Genomic DNA, 15,387 nt, shown 5'->3' with positions numbered 1-15,387 from the left:
GCAGCAGTGACTTTCGGATCAGATTGCGCACCCGCCCTCGGCCTGTCAGATTGTACGCTTCACGTAAACACGCGTTGGCATATTCCATCTGCGCGTTCGTGACCGGTATCTGGCTGTCTGCGTCGCTCATCTGAACCTGCGTCCGATTATGGTCTTGTTTTAGCGGAAAATTAGCATAGGCCGAGCTGCTGATCTATTGGCGACCTAAATGCTGCCCAACAATTCCTGATGCCGCGCGGTATAGGCCTGTCGCACCTCAATCGGGGGACGCAGTTTGATCTGCAACCCCTCTAATATTGCCTTGTCCGGACGACCAAAGAACTTTGATGCTTCGGTATCAGAAAAACCCGCGATCTGCGTCGCCTCCATCCAGGCGCTGATCTTGTCCGCCTTCTTGATCTGGCGTTTCACTGTTTTTGGTACCACGGCGGGCAACCCAAAACGTATATGAATCGCAGCAGCCAGCCGGTCGTCTAAATCACCATAATCCGGGCCAACGGCGGATTTCACCGGAGAGATCATGTCACCAATCACATATTCGGGGGCATCGTGTAACAGTGCCGCCAACCGCCATTTCGTCGGTGCATTTGGTGCGATGCGGCCAAAAAGCTCTTCCACCAGCAAGGAATGCTCGGCCACGGAATAGGCAAAATCCCCGTTGGTCTGACCGTTCCACCGCGCCACAAAGGCCAGCCCGTGCGCGATATCTTCGATCTCGATATCCACGGGTGTCGGGTCCAGCAAATCCAGCCGACGGCCCGACAGCATTCTTTGCCACGCTCTGGGTTGTGTTGCCATTTTACCATGCCTTGTGAACTGGGACACGTTCAATTCGCGTTCTTGTGGTATGATGTATCTGTCTGGATCACATGCTGCCAACAATTTCTTGAGCATTCGTGCTTTGAACCTGCGCGATACGATCCCGACATCAAGGACTGAGGGGGGTGCTGACTCCTCCCAGTTGCGCCCTCTCGAAACGAAACTCGTATCGAAAGGAGCTTGCTATGTTCAAGCGTTTGTTTGCAACAACCCTGACCTTCGGAATGGCCGCAACCGCGCCACCCGCCTTTGCCCAGAACTGCGCAGAGCGCGAGCACGTGATTACCAAACTGCAAGACAATTACTCCGAGGAATTAACCTTTGGCGGTCTTCAGAAATCACGTGGCGGGCAGACGGTCATGGAGGTTTGGACCTCGAAGGAAACGGGAAGTTATACCGTTTTGGTGACCCAGGCGAACGGCATGAGTTGTATTGTCGCCGTTGGCACTGATTTTTTTGAAGCGATCCCCAAAATCAAGGCAGAGGGCACGCCAAGCTGATATTTTGTCACCAGACTTCCTGTTTCCGGCCATCCACATTGCCTCCTGTCCCAAGGAATGCTAGGGGCAGCCCGGACCAAGATTTACCGGAGTGGAGAACCTGATGGCCGGGGACTATATCGTTAAGGACATTTCGCTGGCCGGGTTTGGCCGCAAGGAACTGGATATCGCTGAAACGGAAATGCCGGGGCTGATGTCCCTGCGCGCCGAATATGGCGAAAGCAAGCCGCTGAAAGGCGCGCGGATCGTCGGTTCGCTGCATATGACCATCCAAACCGCCGTTCTGATCGAAACGCTGGTGGCGCTGGGCGCTGATGTGCGCTGGGCGTCGTGCAACATCTTCTCAACGCAGGACCACGCGGCGGCGGCGATTGCCGAGGCTGGTATTCCCGTTTTCGCCATCAAGGGCCAGACGCTGGAAGAGCATTGGGATTACCTGGACAAATCCTTCCTGTTCGACGAAGGCCCCAACATGATCCTGGACGATGGCGGCGACGCGACGCTGTATATCCTGCTGGGTGCCCGCGCCGAAGCGGGTGAGGACATCATCCCCGTTCCTGGTTCGGAAGAGGAAGAGGTGATCAAGAAGCAGATCGCCAAGCGCATGGCCGCGTCTCCGGGCTGGTTCACCAAAATGCGCGACCAGATCCAAGGCGTCTCTGAAGAAACCACCACCGGTGTAAACCGCCTGTATCAGCTGGTGAAAGATGGCCACCTGCCGTTCCCGGCGATCAACGTGAACGACTCGGTCACCAAGTCGAAGTTCGACAACAAATACGGCTGCAAGGAATCGCTGGTTGATGGCATCCGCCGCGCCACCGACACCATGATGGCCGGTAAGGTTGCGGTTGTGTGCGGCTATGGTGACGTGGGCAAAGGATCGGCGGCTTCGCTGCGTGGCGCAGGCGCCCGCGTGAAAGTGACCGAAGTCGATCCGATCTGCGCGCTGCAAGCGGCCATGGACGGGTTCGAAGTCACCCTGCTGGAAGACGAAGTCGCAAACGCGGATATCTTCATCACCACCACCGGCAACAAGGACGTGATCCGCATCGAGCACATGCGCGAGATGAAGGACATGGCCATCGTCGGTAACATCGGTCACTTCGACAACGAAATTCAGGTAGCCAGCCTGAAGAACCACAAGTGGACCAACATCAAGGAACAGGTGGACATGATCGAGATGCCCTCGGGCAACCGCATTATCCTGCTGTCCGAAGGTCGCTTGCTGAACCTTGGCAACGCCACCGGTCACCCCTCGTTCGTGATGTCGGCCTCTTTCACCAACCAAGTCCTGGCCCAGATCGAGCTGTTCACCAAAGGCGATGAATACAAGAACGAAGTCTACATCCTGCCCAAGCATCTGGACGAAAAAGTTGCCCGTCTTCATCTGGACCGGATCGGCGTGAAGCTGACCCAGATGGACAGCGATCAGGCGGCCTATATCGGCGTAAAACCCGAAGGCCCCTACAAGCCGGAACACTACCGCTACTAAGTGCGAAAGACGCATGACCAAAGCTTCTAGACGCCGCCGAATCCTGCTTTCGGCGGCGTCTTTTCTTTTTGGCCTCTTAACGCTGTTGACCGTGTTGGGCGGCGGCGTTTGGTGGCTGCTTGCCCATCCCAATACGCCTGTACCCCCGCACTGGAACCCGCTGCGTGATCTGACCGTGACGGCCCCGGTCACCCCGGTCACCCCTTACCAGTTGAACCGCGCACTGGCGGATGACGCTTTATGCCGTGCAGCCTTGGCCGAGGCTGGAGCTCGGTTTGATCCGCTGGACGATCTGGTGGTGGACCAGAATTGCGGAATCGAGGGACGCGGCCGGTTGTTCGGTCTGGTGAACGCCCGCGTCACTGCAGTCGAGACCCGGTGTGCCACAACTTTGCGGCTTGTCATGTGGGAACACCATGTTGTGCAACCCGCTGCGCAGCAACTACTGGGGACTTCCGTCAGCAGAATGCGCCAGATCGGCAGCTATAACTGCCGCCGGATGCGGACCGCGCAAGGACAAGACAATGGTTGGAGCAGTCACGCCACTGCGGACGCGATCGACATCGTCGGAATGGATCTCTCTGACGGGCGCAGCTTGAACCTGCTGGCTGACTGGGACGCTGACGGGCCCGAGGCCGATTTTCTGCGCCAGATATGGCGCGGAGCCTGTGACTGGTTCCGCGTGGTGCTTGGCCCTGACTACAACCGCTTACATGCCGATCACTTCCACCTGCAGGGGCCCGGCTGGGGCTACTGCCGATAGTACCTCAGCGTAGAGACGGGATAAAATCGCCGCGGCCCTGTGGCGTGAAATCCAGAACATTCCACAGTGGCCAAGCCGCATCCACGTGCCGGGGATGCCAATCGCTGGGTTCAAAGAACAGCTCGGAACTCCAGAAGTGATGAATGCCATCAGGGAGCTGTTGAAAGACATTCAGGATGGGAAGCTGATCACCCCCGTCGGTCTCGGCCAGATAGTCACGTTGGTAATTCGTCCCTAATGCTGAGTAGAGCGGCAGCGCATTCCAACCCATCTCATCCTTGAGCGCCGAGAGTTTTTCGGGCGTATTCTGCGCCACTACGGCGACCGAGGCGTTCTGCTTCAGATGATGAACCTGAGAGTTCAGCCCGTCCAGAAACGCCGAACACATAGGGCAGGGGCGTTCCGCGTCGGGTCCGTACATCAGCGAATAGATAATCAGCGTATCCTTATCGCCAAACAGCGACGACATAGGCGCACCCTCGCCTGCCAGATCTCGGAACGCATAATCGTTAGGGGTTTTGCCTCCGGTTGGAAGAGAACGGCGCAAGGCCGCGACCTCTTCAACCTTTGCTCTCAGGTCCCGCTCGGCGGATAGAAGTGCATTACGAGCTGACCGATATTCGGTGGTTTCATTCGGTAACGTTACGGGCATGGGGACCTCCGGGAATCATAATTAACAAAAATGTTAAATAATAAATCTGAAAAAATCAAATCACCGAGTCCCGCGAAGTTCAGCCTAGGGGGAAACCTTGTGATTTTTCCCTTTTGGGAATTCCGCCGACAAGGCTAGTCTCTCGTGCATCGGTAAAAAGTTCCGTGACAATGGATTAAGGAGATTGGGACATGGGCAAACGCGACGAATTGATCGCCAAATACGCTGAAGATCTAAAAGGCAAATGCGGGATGGACCCCGATATGGACCTGCTGACCAAGGTCACCATCGGTTGTGGTCCGGCGATCTATGACGCGGATGCGTCGACAGTGGCGGCCAGCCAGGAAGGCGAGCTTGAGACGGTCAAGAACAACTTCCTCATCAAAAAGCTGGGCCTGTCGGATGGTCCCGAACTGATGGAAGGGATCAACAAGGCCATGGAGACCTATGGCATGTCCGAGCGTAACAAGTACCGCGCTGTCGTCTATTACATGCTGACCAAGCATTTCGGCAAAGAATCGGTCTATAGCTGACCCAGCCAAGAACCATTTCAGCACCCGTCGGTCTTACCGGCGGGTGTTTTGTATTTGATTGAAACTCTAAATACTTGGCGTTTGAAGCGCGGTTCTGAAATCGGCTAAGGTCAGGATATGACCAGGACGGTCAGAACCAACAGAATTCCGTATGCGTGTGGTGAGCTTGGGAGCACGCGGGGTAGGGAAGGTTCTGAAGTCGTCAGGGCCTTCCCTTTTCATTCAATCCGCCTCTGTCTCGCCCAAAGCGCAGATCAACTGCCATTCTGTATCGCTGACCGGCTGCACTGAAAGGCGTGAATTCTTGACCAGAACCATTTCACCCAAACGCTCATCCGCCTTAATCTGATCCAGTTTGACCGGAATTGTGAAAGACCGGACGGCTTTGATATCCACGCATTCCCAACGCTCATCATCGGTTGTGCTGTCGGGATGGGCCTCGGCACAGACTTCGACAATGCCGACAATCTCCTTGTCCTTTTGCGAGTGGTAGAAAAAACCCCGGTCACCAATCTGCATCTGACGCATGAAATTGCGGGCCTGGTAGTTGCGCACCCCATCCCATTCCTCGCCCGCGTCTCCCTTGCAGACCTGCTGATCCCAGCTCCAGGTCGAGGGTTCGGATTTGAACAGCCAATACGCCATCAGCCGATGACCTTTTTCCACGGGATCAATTCAACCGAGTCGAACAGGCCGGCCAGCGCGTAGGGGTCATTCTCAGCCCAAGCTTGCGCGGCGGCCAGATCCTCGACGTTCAGAATGACCAGCGATCCGATCATTGCATCGCCGTCCAGCAACGGGCCAGCCTGCGCCACAACACCGGTTTCTTCAATGTAAGCCAGATGGGCCGTGCGGTTGTCCAGCCGGGTCTGTAGGGCACCAGCTTTATCCCGGGCGATCAGGGCGATGAGCATATTATTCCTCCTTGAGTGGGCGACCCAGTAGGGCCTGAATCGCGTCGGTGACACTGTAGGCACCGCTGCTGAGTTTCGCCACCGTTGCGCTGATGGGCATGTCTAACCCTTCGCTCGCTGCGATTTCGGACATGGCCTGCGCAGTGGCGACACCTTCGACGGTTGTGGTGCTGTCAAATGGCTTGCTTAGACCCAAACAAAGGCCAAAACGATAGTTTCGCGACAATTCGGATGAGCAGGTTAGAACCAGATCACCCAGCCCCGATAGCCCCATCAGCGTATCGGGCCGTGCCCCGCGCTGGGCGGCAAAGCGCTGCATCTCGGCAAATCCGCGCGTGATCAACGCAGCGCGGGCGCTATCGCCAAGCCCTGCACCAATGGCCGCGCCGCAACCAATAGCCATCACATTCTTTAGCGCTCCACCTAGCTCTGCCCCGACGGTATCGGCGGTACGATAAAGACGCAGATTGGCAGTTGTCAGCTCTTGCTGAAGCGCTTCACCCAGTTCGGCATCATCACAAGCCAGCGTCAACGCCGTAGGCAAACCGCGCGCGATATCATCGGCAAAGCTGGGGCCAGTCAGCAAGGCCGGAAGTGCGTCCGGAACGGTTTGACGGATGACTGCAACGGGACCCAGCCCCGTGGACAGTTCGATCCCCTTGCAGCAAGCCACCAAAACCTTGCCACCCAGTTCGCCGGTATATTGCGTCAACGCATCGCGCAGCTTTTGCATTGGGACGGCCAGTAACAACACATCGGATTGCGCCGCTTGTTCAAATTCAGCTGTCACTGAAACACTGGCGGGCAGTGTAACGCCCGGCAATCGTCGCGGGTTCTCGCGCCCGTGCTGCATCTGCGCTGCTTGCTCGGCATCTCGTGACCAGAGAGTTACAGGCCCATTGCCCGCCAAAGATATCGCCAGAGCGGTTCCAAATGCGCCAGAACCAAGGACGGTCACGCTCATGCCTTGGCCCCTTTTTTGCCGCTACCCAGCATTGCAGGGCTGGTTTGATCCAAGGGCCAGCGGGGCCGCGCCGTCAGGTCCAACCCATCTCGTGCACCGGTGCGGAATCGTTCCATACCCGCATAGGCGATCATTGCGGCATTATCAGTGCACAAAGCCAGCGGAGGGGCAGTAAATCGGGCGCCCATTTCCGCGGAAACAGTCTCTAATCCTGAGCGAATAGCGGAATTTGCTGCGACACCTCCGGCAACGGCAATAACCGGTTCTGACGGTGATGTCTCAAGATACTGGGCAATCGCGCGGCGGGTTTTCTCAGCCAAGGTATCAACAATAGCCTGCTGAAAACCGGCACACAGATCAGCGCGATCTTGTCGGGTCAGCCCCCCTTTTTCGGCTACGACCTTATCCCGCATCCGCATCAGCGCGGTCTTGAGTCCCGAAAAAGACAGGTCACATCCGGGGCGATCCAGAAGGGGCCGGGGAAAGCGGAAACGTTTGGGATCGCCCGCGCGCGCCTCAGCCTCGACTGAGGGGCCACCGGGTTGCGGCAGGCCCAACAGCCGGGCGGTCTTGTCGAAGGCTTCACCGGGGGCATCATCTATCGTACCGCCCAGTCGGGTAAATTGCTCCGGACCATGCGCAATCAGGTATTGGCAGTGACCACCCGACACCAGCAGCATCAGGTAGGGAAAGGCAATCCCGTCGGTCAGGCGTGGCGTCAGCGCGTGCCCGGCCAGATGGTTCACCCCGATCAGCGGCAGCCCGGTCGCTGCGCTCAGACCCTTTGCGCACATCACACCGGACATCACGCCGCCAATCAGACCTGGCCCGGCGGTGACGGCGATTGCATCCAGATCATCTAAGCCCATATCGGCCTGTGTTAGAGCCTGTTTGATGCAAATATCCAGCTTTTCGGCATGCGCGCGCGCCGCGATCTCGGGCACGACACCTCCATAGGCGCTGTGCAACTCAGTCTGGCCATGCACCACGGATGACAGGATCTCGGCCCCTACGCCTGTGCCCTGCCGCACAACGGCGGCTGCGGTGTCGTCGCAGCTGCTTTCCAGTCCAAGGACGGTAAGTGTTTGCACCATAGGCCTGATCCGTTGCATCATGATTGCCAAGCGGGGTATCACCCCGCGCGGATGCAAACAATCCCAAGGCCGAAGGCGCCGACCGTTGTATTTGTTGATGACCCGCCCTCGCGCCGCCTCGGACAGGTTCGTTGCGCAACTGCCGGACCACATTCGGTCGCAAGTCGCGGTTATCCATTCGCCCTTGTTAAAAATCGAACCGCTGGGTGTCATGGTTGAGTCCGATGATTCTGCTGGACTGATCTTTTCCTCGGCAAATGGCGTGAATGCCGCCGCCGTATTGAATGTGGAACGCAGCCTGCCCGCCTATTGCGTTGGTCCGGTGACCACGCAGGCAGCGCAGGCAGCAGGGTGGGAAGCGCAGATGCTGGGTGCGACGGCCGAAGGGCTGGTGGCCAATCTGCTCAAACTCAAGCCAAACAGCCCGCTGCTACATCTGCGCGGAGAACACAGCCGTGGCAACGTCGCCGCGCGTTTGACTGAATCCGGGCTGACCACCCGCGAACAGCCGATTTATCGGCAACAGCTTTTGCCGCTGAGTGATGAGGCTTCCCACGCCGCCGAGGGTGATCAGCCCATCATCGCCCCGCTATTTTCGCCCCGCACAGCGCGACAATTTGCCGATGTCTGGGCCGGATCCGCGCCTCTGTGGCTGGCCGCGATCAGCGAAGCCACAGCGGAACCCCTTAAAACACTGAGTTTCGAGCGGCTGAAGATCGCGGATGAACCGACCCCGGACAAAATGCAGAAAGCCGTGAAAAAACTCGTGAAACACGTGATGCGGGTTGAGAGCGCGCCGGGTGCAGATTAACTTGGGTTAGTCTGTTGTTCATGTGTTTTGGGAATCGATAAGGGGATTAACGCGGTGGCTGATAAGAAGAAACCCGATCAGGAACCGGTCGAAGACCCCAGCGTCGAAGAGGTGGTAGAAGCCGCCGAGACCGAAAGTGATGCAGTCTCGGATGAGAAATCCGTTGACGCGGATAACGCTGCGGACGAATTGACTTCCGAAGCCGAAGCCGAAGCCGAAGCCGAAGCCGAAGCCGAAGCCGAAGCCGAAGCCGAAGCCGAAGCCGAAGCCGAAGCCGAAGCCGAAGCCCTGAACAGGGCCGAGCCGACCGAAGAAAAGGTGATCGAACGCACAGTCGAAAAACGCGGTGGGTTTGTTCCGGCTTTGTTGGGCGGGGTTATTGCTGCAGGCCTCGGATTTGCTGCAGGCAACAGCGGGTTATTGTCTCAAGGAGCAGATAGCTCGGACGCAATTTCCGCACTCGAGTCGAAGCTGGCGGAACAATCCGATCAGATTGCCCAACTGACAAAAACTCTTGCTGAAGGCCCCGATGTCTCGGGCTTGTCAAATCAGATCAAGGCGTTGTCGGATAAGCTTGCTCCGGTCGAAAGCGATCTTACTGCCGTGAAGAGCAGTGTTGATGGCCTGACCGGTAAGGTCGACCCGCTTGAGGAACGCCTGACCGCGCTTGAGAAGCAGCCGCTTGAAGCAAATGTCTCGCCCGAGGCCACAGCCGCGTTCGAGGCAGAATTGAAGAAACTACAGGATTCTCTGGCCGCTCAGCGTAGCGAAGTGGAGAAGATGGTCTCAGACGCGCAGGCTTTAGAGGCTAAAGCTTCGGCCGAGGCGCGCGCGGCGACCAACGCCGCCATCCTGTCGCGTTTGCATGGTCAATTGGATGCCGGTCAACCCTATGAAGATTTGGTCTCTGAACTGAAAGCCGGTGGTGTCGATGTACCCGATGCCTTGGCTGCATCTTCGAAGGACGGAGTTGAGACCCTTTCGGCGCTGCGCAGCTCATTTGCCCCCGCAGCCCGCGCCGCACTGGCGGATGCCCGTGATGCCGATAAAGGCACCGGCTTGGTTGCTTTCTTGCAGCGCCAGACAGGCGCGCGGTCGGTGACCCCGCAAGAGGGCGAAGATCCGGACGCGGTCTTGTCACGCGCTCAAGCGGCGTTGGCGGATGGTGATGTCACTAAGGCGTTGACCGAACTGAAATCCTTGCCCGAAGCGGCGCAGACCGCATTGGCGGATTGGGAGCAGGCGGCGCAGACACGGGCCTCTGCCGTCGAGGCCGCAAATACGCTTGCTTCAAGCCTGAACTCGAACTGAAGGACCTGCCATGCTGTGGTCATTGTTTAAGATCCTTGTTTTTGTTGCGATTATCGGCCTGCTGGCCATGGGTGCTGGGTTCTTGATGGAATCATCCGGCGGCGTGCAGATCACCGTCGCCGGCACCGAATACACACTGGGCCCGCTGCAATCAGTGATCGCGCTGGGCGTGCTGGTGTTTGCGGTCTGGCTGTTCTTCAAGCTGCTTACGCTGCTGATCGCCACGCTGAAATTCCTAAACGGTGATGAAACCGCCCTTTCACGGTATTTCGATCGCAGTCGGGAAAAGCGGGGATATCAGGCTCTGGCGGACGGGTTGATGGCGCTTGCCTCGGGTGAGGGGCGCGTGGCAATGACCAAGGCGAACAAGGCCGAGAAGCTGCTGAACAATCCGGAACTGACCAATTTGCTGGTGGCGCAGGCAGCCGAGATGACCGGTGATACCAAGAAAGCGTCCGAGACTTACAAGAAGCTGGTCACCAACAACGCCACGCGATTTGTCGGTGTGCGCGGGATCATGAAGCAAAAGCTGGCCGAAGGCGATGATGAAACCGCGCGCAAGCTGGCCGAGAAGGCTCTGGCCCTCAAACCCCGGCATGAAGAAACGCAGGATGTGCTGTTGAACCTGCAGACCAAAGCGCAGGATTGGGCCGGTGCGCGGTCCACGTTGACCTCGAAGCTGAAGGCCGGGTATTTGCCGCGCGACGTGTTCAAACGGCGCGACGCAGTCCTGGCTTTGTCCGAGGCCAAAGTGCTGCTGGACGACACGGCGACGGTCGAACAGCAGGAACATGCGATTGAGGCAAACCGCCTTTCACCCGATCTTGTCCCAGCAGCCGCCATGGCCGCGCGCGCCTATATCGAAAAGGGCAAACCGCGTGCAGCCACCAAGATTCTGAAAAAGGCGTGGGAAGTACAGCCTCACCCAGATCTGGCCCATGCCTTTGCCGAGATTGTGCCAGACGAAACACCTGAACAGCGGATCAAGCGGTTCACCGCTTTGACCCGCATTCATTCAGAGAATATGGAAACACGCCTGATTTTGGCCGAGCTGAACATCGTAGCCGAAGACTTCCCCGAAGCGCGACGCGCGCTGGGTGATGTTGTCGAAAAGCAGGGGGATGCACGGGCCTACACGCTGATGGCTGCGATTGAACGGGGCGAGGGCGCCTCGGACGCGGTGGTTCAGGGTTGGCTGGCCAAGGCGTTGAACGCACCGCGCGGGCCGCAATGGGTCTGCACCAATTGCCACGACATTCAGCCTGAATGGGGACCGGTGTGCCAGAACTGCGGCAGCTTCGATACGCTCAGCTGGCAGACGCCTCAGACGCCCGAGATTGCTAGTGCGACGGGTGTGCACATGCTGCCTCTGATCGTTGGCGCGCTTGAGGATCAATCAGAGGCTGAAGAGGCAGAGGAACCTGAAGAAAGTGCTGAAGAGTCACTTGAAGAGCCGGTCGAAGAGGACATGATCGAGGGAAAGGCCGAGCCGGTCACGGAGGAAGTCGCGCGACAGACCTAACGCGCGGTCTCGGCGTTGAAAGCGTCGTTCCGCAGCTTAAACAGCCCGGCCCACCGATTTTGATCAAGGGCGACCAAAGCCATTATGTGCTATCGGCTGTCGTCGGCGACACCGGCACACAAGACGACTAAACCGATCCCGGCGGGTTTTGCACGTCCAGATAACGTTCGGCCGGAATCCTCACGAGACCTTTGATCCCCAAGGCAGTACGATCCGCATCATCCAACTGCGCAATTGCCCGTTCAACCGCTGTAAAAATCGCTTGCTGATCGTTACCCTCCGCAGTGATCAATGGCAGGCCAGGCGTCGGGTCCGTCCACTCTAACACCCGCAGAGATGCGGCAAACTCTTCATACTCAGCCATCAATCGCCAAGAAACCGCATCAAGGGCGGCGATATCGGCGTGACCTTCCGCGACGGCATGCGCCGACTTCAGGTGACCTTCGGTTTGCACACGGTGCTTGAACCAAAAGCCATGCGGCTCAAGATGCCAATAAGGCGCGGCGTAGCCAGATTGCGAAAATGTCTGGTTGTAAGCGAACGCCGCTTCCCGAAACGCCATCAGATTTGTGCGTGGATCATCGGCGCGCACGACCAGAGCACTGCGGTAATAGCCGGGCGGGCACCCGTCGAGACCATAGTCTGGCGTGCCAACCAACGCGACCTTATCGTGCAGCCATGTCCGGTACGGCATGCCGCAAGTCTGGCTGAGCACCAGTTCCGGGTGCTGCCAGACCGAGAATTCCTCGGCGTCCTGCGACAGATGCTCAGGGCTCTCGATCCCGGCGCGGTTCAGATTGTCACGGATGAGGTTCCAGTATCGCAGATGTGCCTCATCAAGCTGAGGGCGGGCATACATCATCAGGCTTGCGATCATTGCATCTGCCCGAACAGTTCATACAGCTCTATCGTGGTTTTCACGCCGACCTTCTGCTGGATGCGCCCGCGATGAATTTCTACCGTGCGGGGGCTGATACCCAAGGCAGTTGCGATCTCCTTGCTCGACGTGCGCGCGGGGTGGGTCAGAATATGTTGCAGGACCTGCTCCTCGCGGTCGGTCAAAAGTCTGCGCTTATCCGCAAGCATCTGACGTCGCGATTTCTCGGCGCGCAGACGGTCGCCTATTTCAAACGCGGCCTGTATCCGTTCGATCAGCACCTGCAGGTCAAAGGGTTTTTCCAGAAAATCAATTGCACCCGCCTTGGTGGCCCGCACGGATTCCGGAATGCCGCCGTGACCCGAGATGAAAATGACCGGTATGGTCGACTCGCGCCGGTTCAGATGTTCCTGCAATTCCAGCCCGTCCATGCCGGGCATGCCATAGTCCAGGATCAGGCAACCTTTTGCGTCCTCATGCACCTGATTCAGAAATGTCTGCGCATCGGCAAAATGCTCGACCCGTAGTCCGCGTTTGCTGAGCGACCGAGATAAGGCGACGCGCACATCTTCATCGTCATCGACGATATAGACGACCAGCGGCTCAAAGGTCATGCGTGATCCTCCTTGGGCTGATCGCGGCGCTGCAGGGTGAAACAGAAGCGCGCCCCGGACGTCTCAGTAGGCTCGTACCAAATGGCTCCGTCATTGGCTTTGACGATGGTCCGACAAATGGACAGGCCCAGCCCCATCCCGTCGGTCTTCTGGGTGTCAAACGAGTTGAACAAGGTGACACCATCGCTAATCCCGGGCCCGTTATCCTCAACCCGCACCTCGACCAGTTCATCGCTAGTCTTTGTAGTGATGGTGATTTTACCCTTGCCATCCGGATCCAGGGCCAAGGCGTCGATCGCGTTGCGCAACAGGTTAACCAGAACCTGAGCGATCTGCGTCCGGTTTCCGATGACAAGAGGAAGGTCGGTTTCTTCATAAAGCAGCTTGATCTCGTGTAACTTCGCCTCGGCGTCCATCAGGCTGACGGTTTGCCGGATCAACCCGTTCAGTTCAAACGGAGTCTGACGTCCGCGATCCTTACGCACCACATCACGCAGGGCGCGGATGATGTCGCCCGCACGGCGCGACTGGCGGTCGATATCCGAAAGGATTTCTATCACCTCAGGATCGGGATCGCCGATTTCATCCAGCGTGATCTTTGCGGCGTCGACATTATAGGAAATCGCGCTTAGCGGTTGGTTCAGCTCATGCGCCAGCCCCGAGGCCATCTCGCCCATCAGGTTGACCCGTGCCACATGGGACAGATCGCGGCTGAGGCGGCTTACTTCATCCTCGGCCTGCTTTCGATCGCTGACGTTGTCGATAATGGCAACCGCATGATCAGGGGTACCGCTTTCATCGCGGATCAGAATGGCATTGACCCGCAACCAGATGGGGGATCCGTCTTTTCGGATAAACTGGTTTTCGGCGATGAACTCGGAATCCTGCAGCAGGGTTTCGCGAAACTTGACCGCGATCTGCTGTTCATCTTCCGGCAGGATGTCGGCCAGCGTCATCTTCTCCAATTCATCCGGCTGATATCCCATGATATCGCACAGCTGTTCGTTGGTCCGCAGAAACCGCCCCGTTTCGGGCGAGATCTGCGCCATCCCGCGCGAGGCCAGATCGAAGGTGCGGCCATAGGCGGTTTCGAACCGTTGCCGTTGCCGAACTTCCTGAGTCAGAGCCGCACCGGTATCTTCCAGCTCGCGATAGGGGCTGTGCAGGCCTTCTTCGGTGGTGATCTCTCCGCTGCGCAATTGCTGACTCTGGCTGGCGAAGGTGCGCACAGGGGCATAGATCCGGTCGGCCATGGCAAGTCCGATTGCGCCGGTCAGAATGGCAATGGCAAGCGCGATCCAGACGCCTTGCGTCCGGTTCTTCTTGATCTCGCCGATAAAGTTGTCCTCGGCCGCATAAAGCCCGATCAACCAACGCAGCCCCGGCTCGGACACCTCGATAAGCATCGCCACATAGTCCTGACCGTTCAGCTGGAAATCGGTATGAACCGGTCCTTCCGTGTCGCTCAGACCGGTTTGCACGACATCTCCGAACGCCTTTTGCGCGATGGGGTCTGCGATTTGGTCCACACGCGTCAGCTCGGGCGCTTCCATATGTGCTTCCTGCCGGATCAGCACCAGCGTTGGATGCGCCAGCACCGCGCCATTTTCGTTCAGAACCAGCGCGGCACCGCGTCGTTCCGACCAGATGTCCAGCAGGAATCCCGACAGGGCGTCGATCTGGATATCGACACCCAAAATGGCACGGATAGCTCCGGTATCGTCCAATATGGGGACACTATAAGTGATCCCCGGCTGGCGCGTGGTGAAGAAGATATAAGGCTCTGTCCAGATCGGTGCTTTGGCTTCGGTCACCATTCTGAACCAGGGCCGGGTGCGCGCCTCATAGGTGTCAGTCTGGGTAGTGGCCGTTTCCAGCAATGTGAACTGATCGTTGCGCCATTGGAAATCGGCGGGATGTTCCGCGGTGCCGGGCAGGAATGGCGGAACGAACTTGGTGCGATAACGTCCGGGCTCTTCCGCGCGCATGACGTAGACAAACCTGCCCGTCGCGTCGGCCAGATACATCCCTGCGAGTTGAGGCGCGACCTGTAGCTGTTGAAAAAAATGGCTTTCCAATACGCCAGGATCGCTGATATCCAGTACGTCATTTTCAGCAAGTCGCCGAGTTGCATCCAAGGCCTGCCGGGCGGGGTTCAGAAAACTTTTGACTTGGCCGATGACATTGACACTGACTTCGTTTAGCGATGTTCGGGATTGCCGCAACAGCGCGTTCTCCGAGCTGACAAAGGTCGACAGGATCACCGAAAGGATGGCGATGAACTGCAGCCCACCCAAACACAGCGCAAGCGTGGCGCGCAGCGATCTTCGCCTGCGGGCTGGCTCAGTGTGGTCCTGGCGTATTTCTTGTTGCCCTGCGTAGTTCAATTCTTGTCCAAACGACCTTCTGCACGGGTCGGTATCACAGTCACAGAATGTGATCAGTTACCCTCTTTCCCCTATATCTGAATCCAAGCCTATACGTAATCTACCGTATAGACACCTGCTGTTTGGTTTCGCTT

16 protein-coding genes are annotated in these 15,387 nt (G+C 57.8%); 7 read left to right on the top strand and 9 right to left on the bottom strand.

Translation table 11 applies throughout. The features are described 5' to 3' along the window. Positions 1-204: 204 nt before the first annotated feature. The gene (locus tag ACR0BI_RS20355; protein ID WP_170397878.1) at positions 205-798 is read right to left on the bottom strand and encodes an HD domain-containing protein; all 594 of its coding nucleotides are present in this window, start codon (positions 796-798) and stop codon (positions 205-207) included. A gap of 206 nt (positions 799-1,004) precedes the next feature. Between ACR0BI_RS20355 and ACR0BI_RS20350 the strand changes: the two genes are divergently transcribed. The 3 genes from ACR0BI_RS20350 to ACR0BI_RS20340 all read left to right on the top strand — a co-directional run bounded on the left by ACR0BI_RS20350 (position 1,005) and on the right by ACR0BI_RS20340 (position 3,574). Continuing rightward, positions 1,005-1,319 carry a hypothetical protein gene (locus ACR0BI_RS20350; RefSeq protein WP_480563155.1) on the top strand — a complete coding sequence of 105 codons (315 nt, stop codon included), beginning with the start codon at positions 1,005-1,007 and terminating at the stop codon, positions 1,317-1,319. Between the two features lie 103 nt (positions 1,320-1,422). Further along, on the top strand, positions 1,423-2,811 hold the full coding sequence (gene ahcY, locus ACR0BI_RS20345; RefSeq protein ID WP_170397884.1) for an adenosylhomocysteinase: 1,389 nt from the start codon (positions 1,423-1,425) through the stop codon (positions 2,809-2,811). 13 nt (positions 2,812-2,824) lie between these two features. Beyond that, entirely contained in the window at positions 2,825-3,574 is a 750-nt protein-coding gene (locus tag ACR0BI_RS20340) for an extensin family protein (protein WP_170566594.1), read from the top strand. Between the two features lie 4 nt (positions 3,575-3,578). On the opposite strand, the gene ACR0BI_RS20335 is transcribed toward ACR0BI_RS20340, so the two are convergent. Beyond that, positions 3,579-4,226: a DUF899 family protein gene (locus tag ACR0BI_RS20335; RefSeq protein ID WP_170425381.1), complete on the bottom strand. Its 648-nt coding sequence runs from the start codon at positions 4,224-4,226 to the stop codon at positions 3,579-3,581. Positions 4,227-4,417: 191 nt separating this feature from the next. On the opposite strand from ACR0BI_RS20335, the gene ACR0BI_RS20330 reads away from it, so the two are divergent. Beyond that, the gene (locus ACR0BI_RS20330) at positions 4,418-4,759 is read left to right on the top strand and encodes a DUF2853 family protein (RefSeq protein WP_170397892.1); all 342 of its coding nucleotides are present in this window, start codon (positions 4,418-4,420) and stop codon (positions 4,757-4,759) included. Positions 4,760-4,981: 222 nt separating this feature from the next. Here the strand turns inward: ACR0BI_RS20330 and ACR0BI_RS20325 are convergent, their stop codons facing one another. The 4 genes from ACR0BI_RS20325 to tsaD are packed head-to-tail and all read right to left on the bottom strand — an operon-like array spanning position 4,982 to position 7,731. Then, on the bottom strand, positions 4,982-5,404 hold the full coding sequence (locus ACR0BI_RS20325; protein WP_170425384.1) for an EVE domain-containing protein: 423 nt from the start codon (positions 5,402-5,404) through the stop codon (positions 4,982-4,984). Then, complete coding sequence (locus ACR0BI_RS20320; RefSeq protein WP_170425387.1) at positions 5,404-5,673, bottom strand: YciI family protein; 270 nt, start codon at positions 5,671-5,673, stop codon at positions 5,404-5,406. The genes ACR0BI_RS20325 and ACR0BI_RS20320 overlap by 1 nt, the downstream gene beginning before the upstream one ends. Before the next feature lies 1 nt (position 5,674). Beyond that, positions 5,675-6,637, bottom strand: coding sequence for an NAD(P)H-dependent glycerol-3-phosphate dehydrogenase (locus ACR0BI_RS20315; protein ID WP_480563157.1), 963 nt, complete (start codon positions 6,635-6,637; stop codon positions 5,675-5,677). Next, positions 6,634-7,731: a tRNA (adenosine(37)-N6)-threonylcarbamoyltransferase complex transferase subunit TsaD gene (gene tsaD, locus ACR0BI_RS20310; RefSeq protein ID WP_170407950.1), complete on the bottom strand. Its 1,098-nt coding sequence runs from the start codon at positions 7,729-7,731 to the stop codon at positions 6,634-6,636. The genes ACR0BI_RS20315 and tsaD overlap by 4 nt, the downstream gene beginning before the upstream one ends. A 97-nt stretch (positions 7,732-7,828) precedes the next feature. Here tsaD and ACR0BI_RS20305 point away from each other — a divergent pair, with 97 nt between their 5' ends. The 3 genes from ACR0BI_RS20305 to ACR0BI_RS20295 are packed head-to-tail and all read left to right on the top strand — an operon-like array spanning position 7,829 to position 11,375. Next, positions 7,829-8,542: a uroporphyrinogen-III synthase gene (locus ACR0BI_RS20305; RefSeq protein ID WP_170407952.1), complete on the top strand. Its 714-nt coding sequence runs from the start codon at positions 7,829-7,831 to the stop codon at positions 8,540-8,542. A gap of 54 nt (positions 8,543-8,596) precedes the next feature. After that, positions 8,597-9,853 (top strand): COG4223 family protein, encoded by a 1,257-nt coding sequence (locus tag ACR0BI_RS20300; protein ID WP_480879073.1) that lies wholly within the window; start codon positions 8,597-8,599, stop codon positions 9,851-9,853. 10 nt (positions 9,854-9,863) lie between these two features. Beyond that, positions 9,864-11,375, top strand: coding sequence for a heme biosynthesis HemY N-terminal domain-containing protein (locus ACR0BI_RS20295; RefSeq protein WP_480562873.1), 1,512 nt, complete (start codon positions 9,864-9,866; stop codon positions 11,373-11,375). Positions 11,376-11,502: 127 nt separating this feature from the next. Here the strand turns inward: ACR0BI_RS20295 and ACR0BI_RS20290 are convergent, their stop codons facing one another. The 3 genes from ACR0BI_RS20290 to ACR0BI_RS20280 are packed head-to-tail and all read right to left on the bottom strand — an operon-like array spanning position 11,503 to position 15,253. Then, complete coding sequence (locus tag ACR0BI_RS20290) at positions 11,503-12,252, bottom strand: phosphate/phosphite/phosphonate ABC transporter substrate-binding protein (protein WP_480562874.1); 750 nt, start codon at positions 12,250-12,252, stop codon at positions 11,503-11,505. Continuing rightward, on the bottom strand, positions 12,249-12,866 hold the full coding sequence (locus ACR0BI_RS20285) for a response regulator transcription factor (RefSeq protein ID WP_170397932.1): 618 nt from the start codon (positions 12,864-12,866) through the stop codon (positions 12,249-12,251). Before ACR0BI_RS20285 ends, ACR0BI_RS20290 begins: the two co-directional genes overlap by 4 nt. Next, positions 12,863-15,253 (bottom strand): ATP-binding protein, encoded by a 2,391-nt coding sequence (locus ACR0BI_RS20280; RefSeq protein WP_170425407.1) that lies wholly within the window; start codon positions 15,251-15,253, stop codon positions 12,863-12,865. The genes ACR0BI_RS20285 and ACR0BI_RS20280 overlap by 4 nt, the downstream gene beginning before the upstream one ends. Positions 15,254-15,387: the final 134 nt, after the last annotated feature.

The sequence above is a fragment of the Ruegeria sp. E5 genome, assembly GCF_056534105.1.
This window is presented reverse-complemented; position numbering and strand designations above follow the sequence as displayed.

Coding starts and splice junctions, on each gene's coding strand:
- ACR0BI_RS20285 (WP_170397932.1), bottom strand. CDS start 12,866: ATGACCTTTGAGCCGCTGGTCGTCTATATCGTCGATGACGATGAAGAT.
- ACR0BI_RS20340 (WP_170566594.1), top strand. CDS start 2,825: ATGACCAAAGCTTCTAGACGCCGCCGAATCCTGCTTTCGGCGGCGTCT.
- ACR0BI_RS20355 (WP_170397878.1), bottom strand. CDS start 798: ATGGCAACACAACCCAGAGCGTGGCAAAGAATGCTGTCGGGCCGTCGG.
- ACR0BI_RS20290 (WP_480562874.1), bottom strand. CDS start 12,252: ATGATCGCAAGCCTGATGATGTATGCCCGCCCTCAGCTTGATGAGGCA.
- ahcY (WP_170397884.1), top strand. CDS start 1,423: ATGGCCGGGGACTATATCGTTAAGGACATTTCGCTGGCCGGGTTTGGC.
- ACR0BI_RS20335 (WP_170425381.1), bottom strand. CDS start 4,226: ATGCCCGTAACGTTACCGAATGAAACCACCGAATATCGGTCAGCTCGT.
- ACR0BI_RS20305 (WP_170407952.1), top strand. CDS start 7,829: ATGACCCGCCCTCGCGCCGCCTCGGACAGGTTCGTTGCGCAACTGCCG.
- ACR0BI_RS20330 (WP_170397892.1), top strand. CDS start 4,418: ATGGGCAAACGCGACGAATTGATCGCCAAATACGCTGAAGATCTAAAA.
- ACR0BI_RS20315 (WP_480563157.1), bottom strand. CDS start 6,637: ATGAGCGTGACCGTCCTTGGTTCTGGCGCATTTGGAACCGCTCTGGCG.
- ACR0BI_RS20325 (WP_170425384.1), bottom strand. CDS start 5,404: ATGGCGTATTGGCTGTTCAAATCCGAACCCTCGACCTGGAGCTGGGAT.
- tsaD (WP_170407950.1), bottom strand. CDS start 7,731: ATGGTGCAAACACTTACCGTCCTTGGACTGGAAAGCAGCTGCGACGAC.
- ACR0BI_RS20320 (WP_170425387.1), bottom strand. CDS start 5,673: ATGCTCATCGCCCTGATCGCCCGGGATAAAGCTGGTGCCCTACAGACC.
- ACR0BI_RS20350 (WP_480563155.1), top strand. CDS start 1,005: ATGTTCAAGCGTTTGTTTGCAACAACCCTGACCTTCGGAATGGCCGCA.
- ACR0BI_RS20295 (WP_480562873.1), top strand. CDS start 9,864: ATGCTGTGGTCATTGTTTAAGATCCTTGTTTTTGTTGCGATTATCGGC.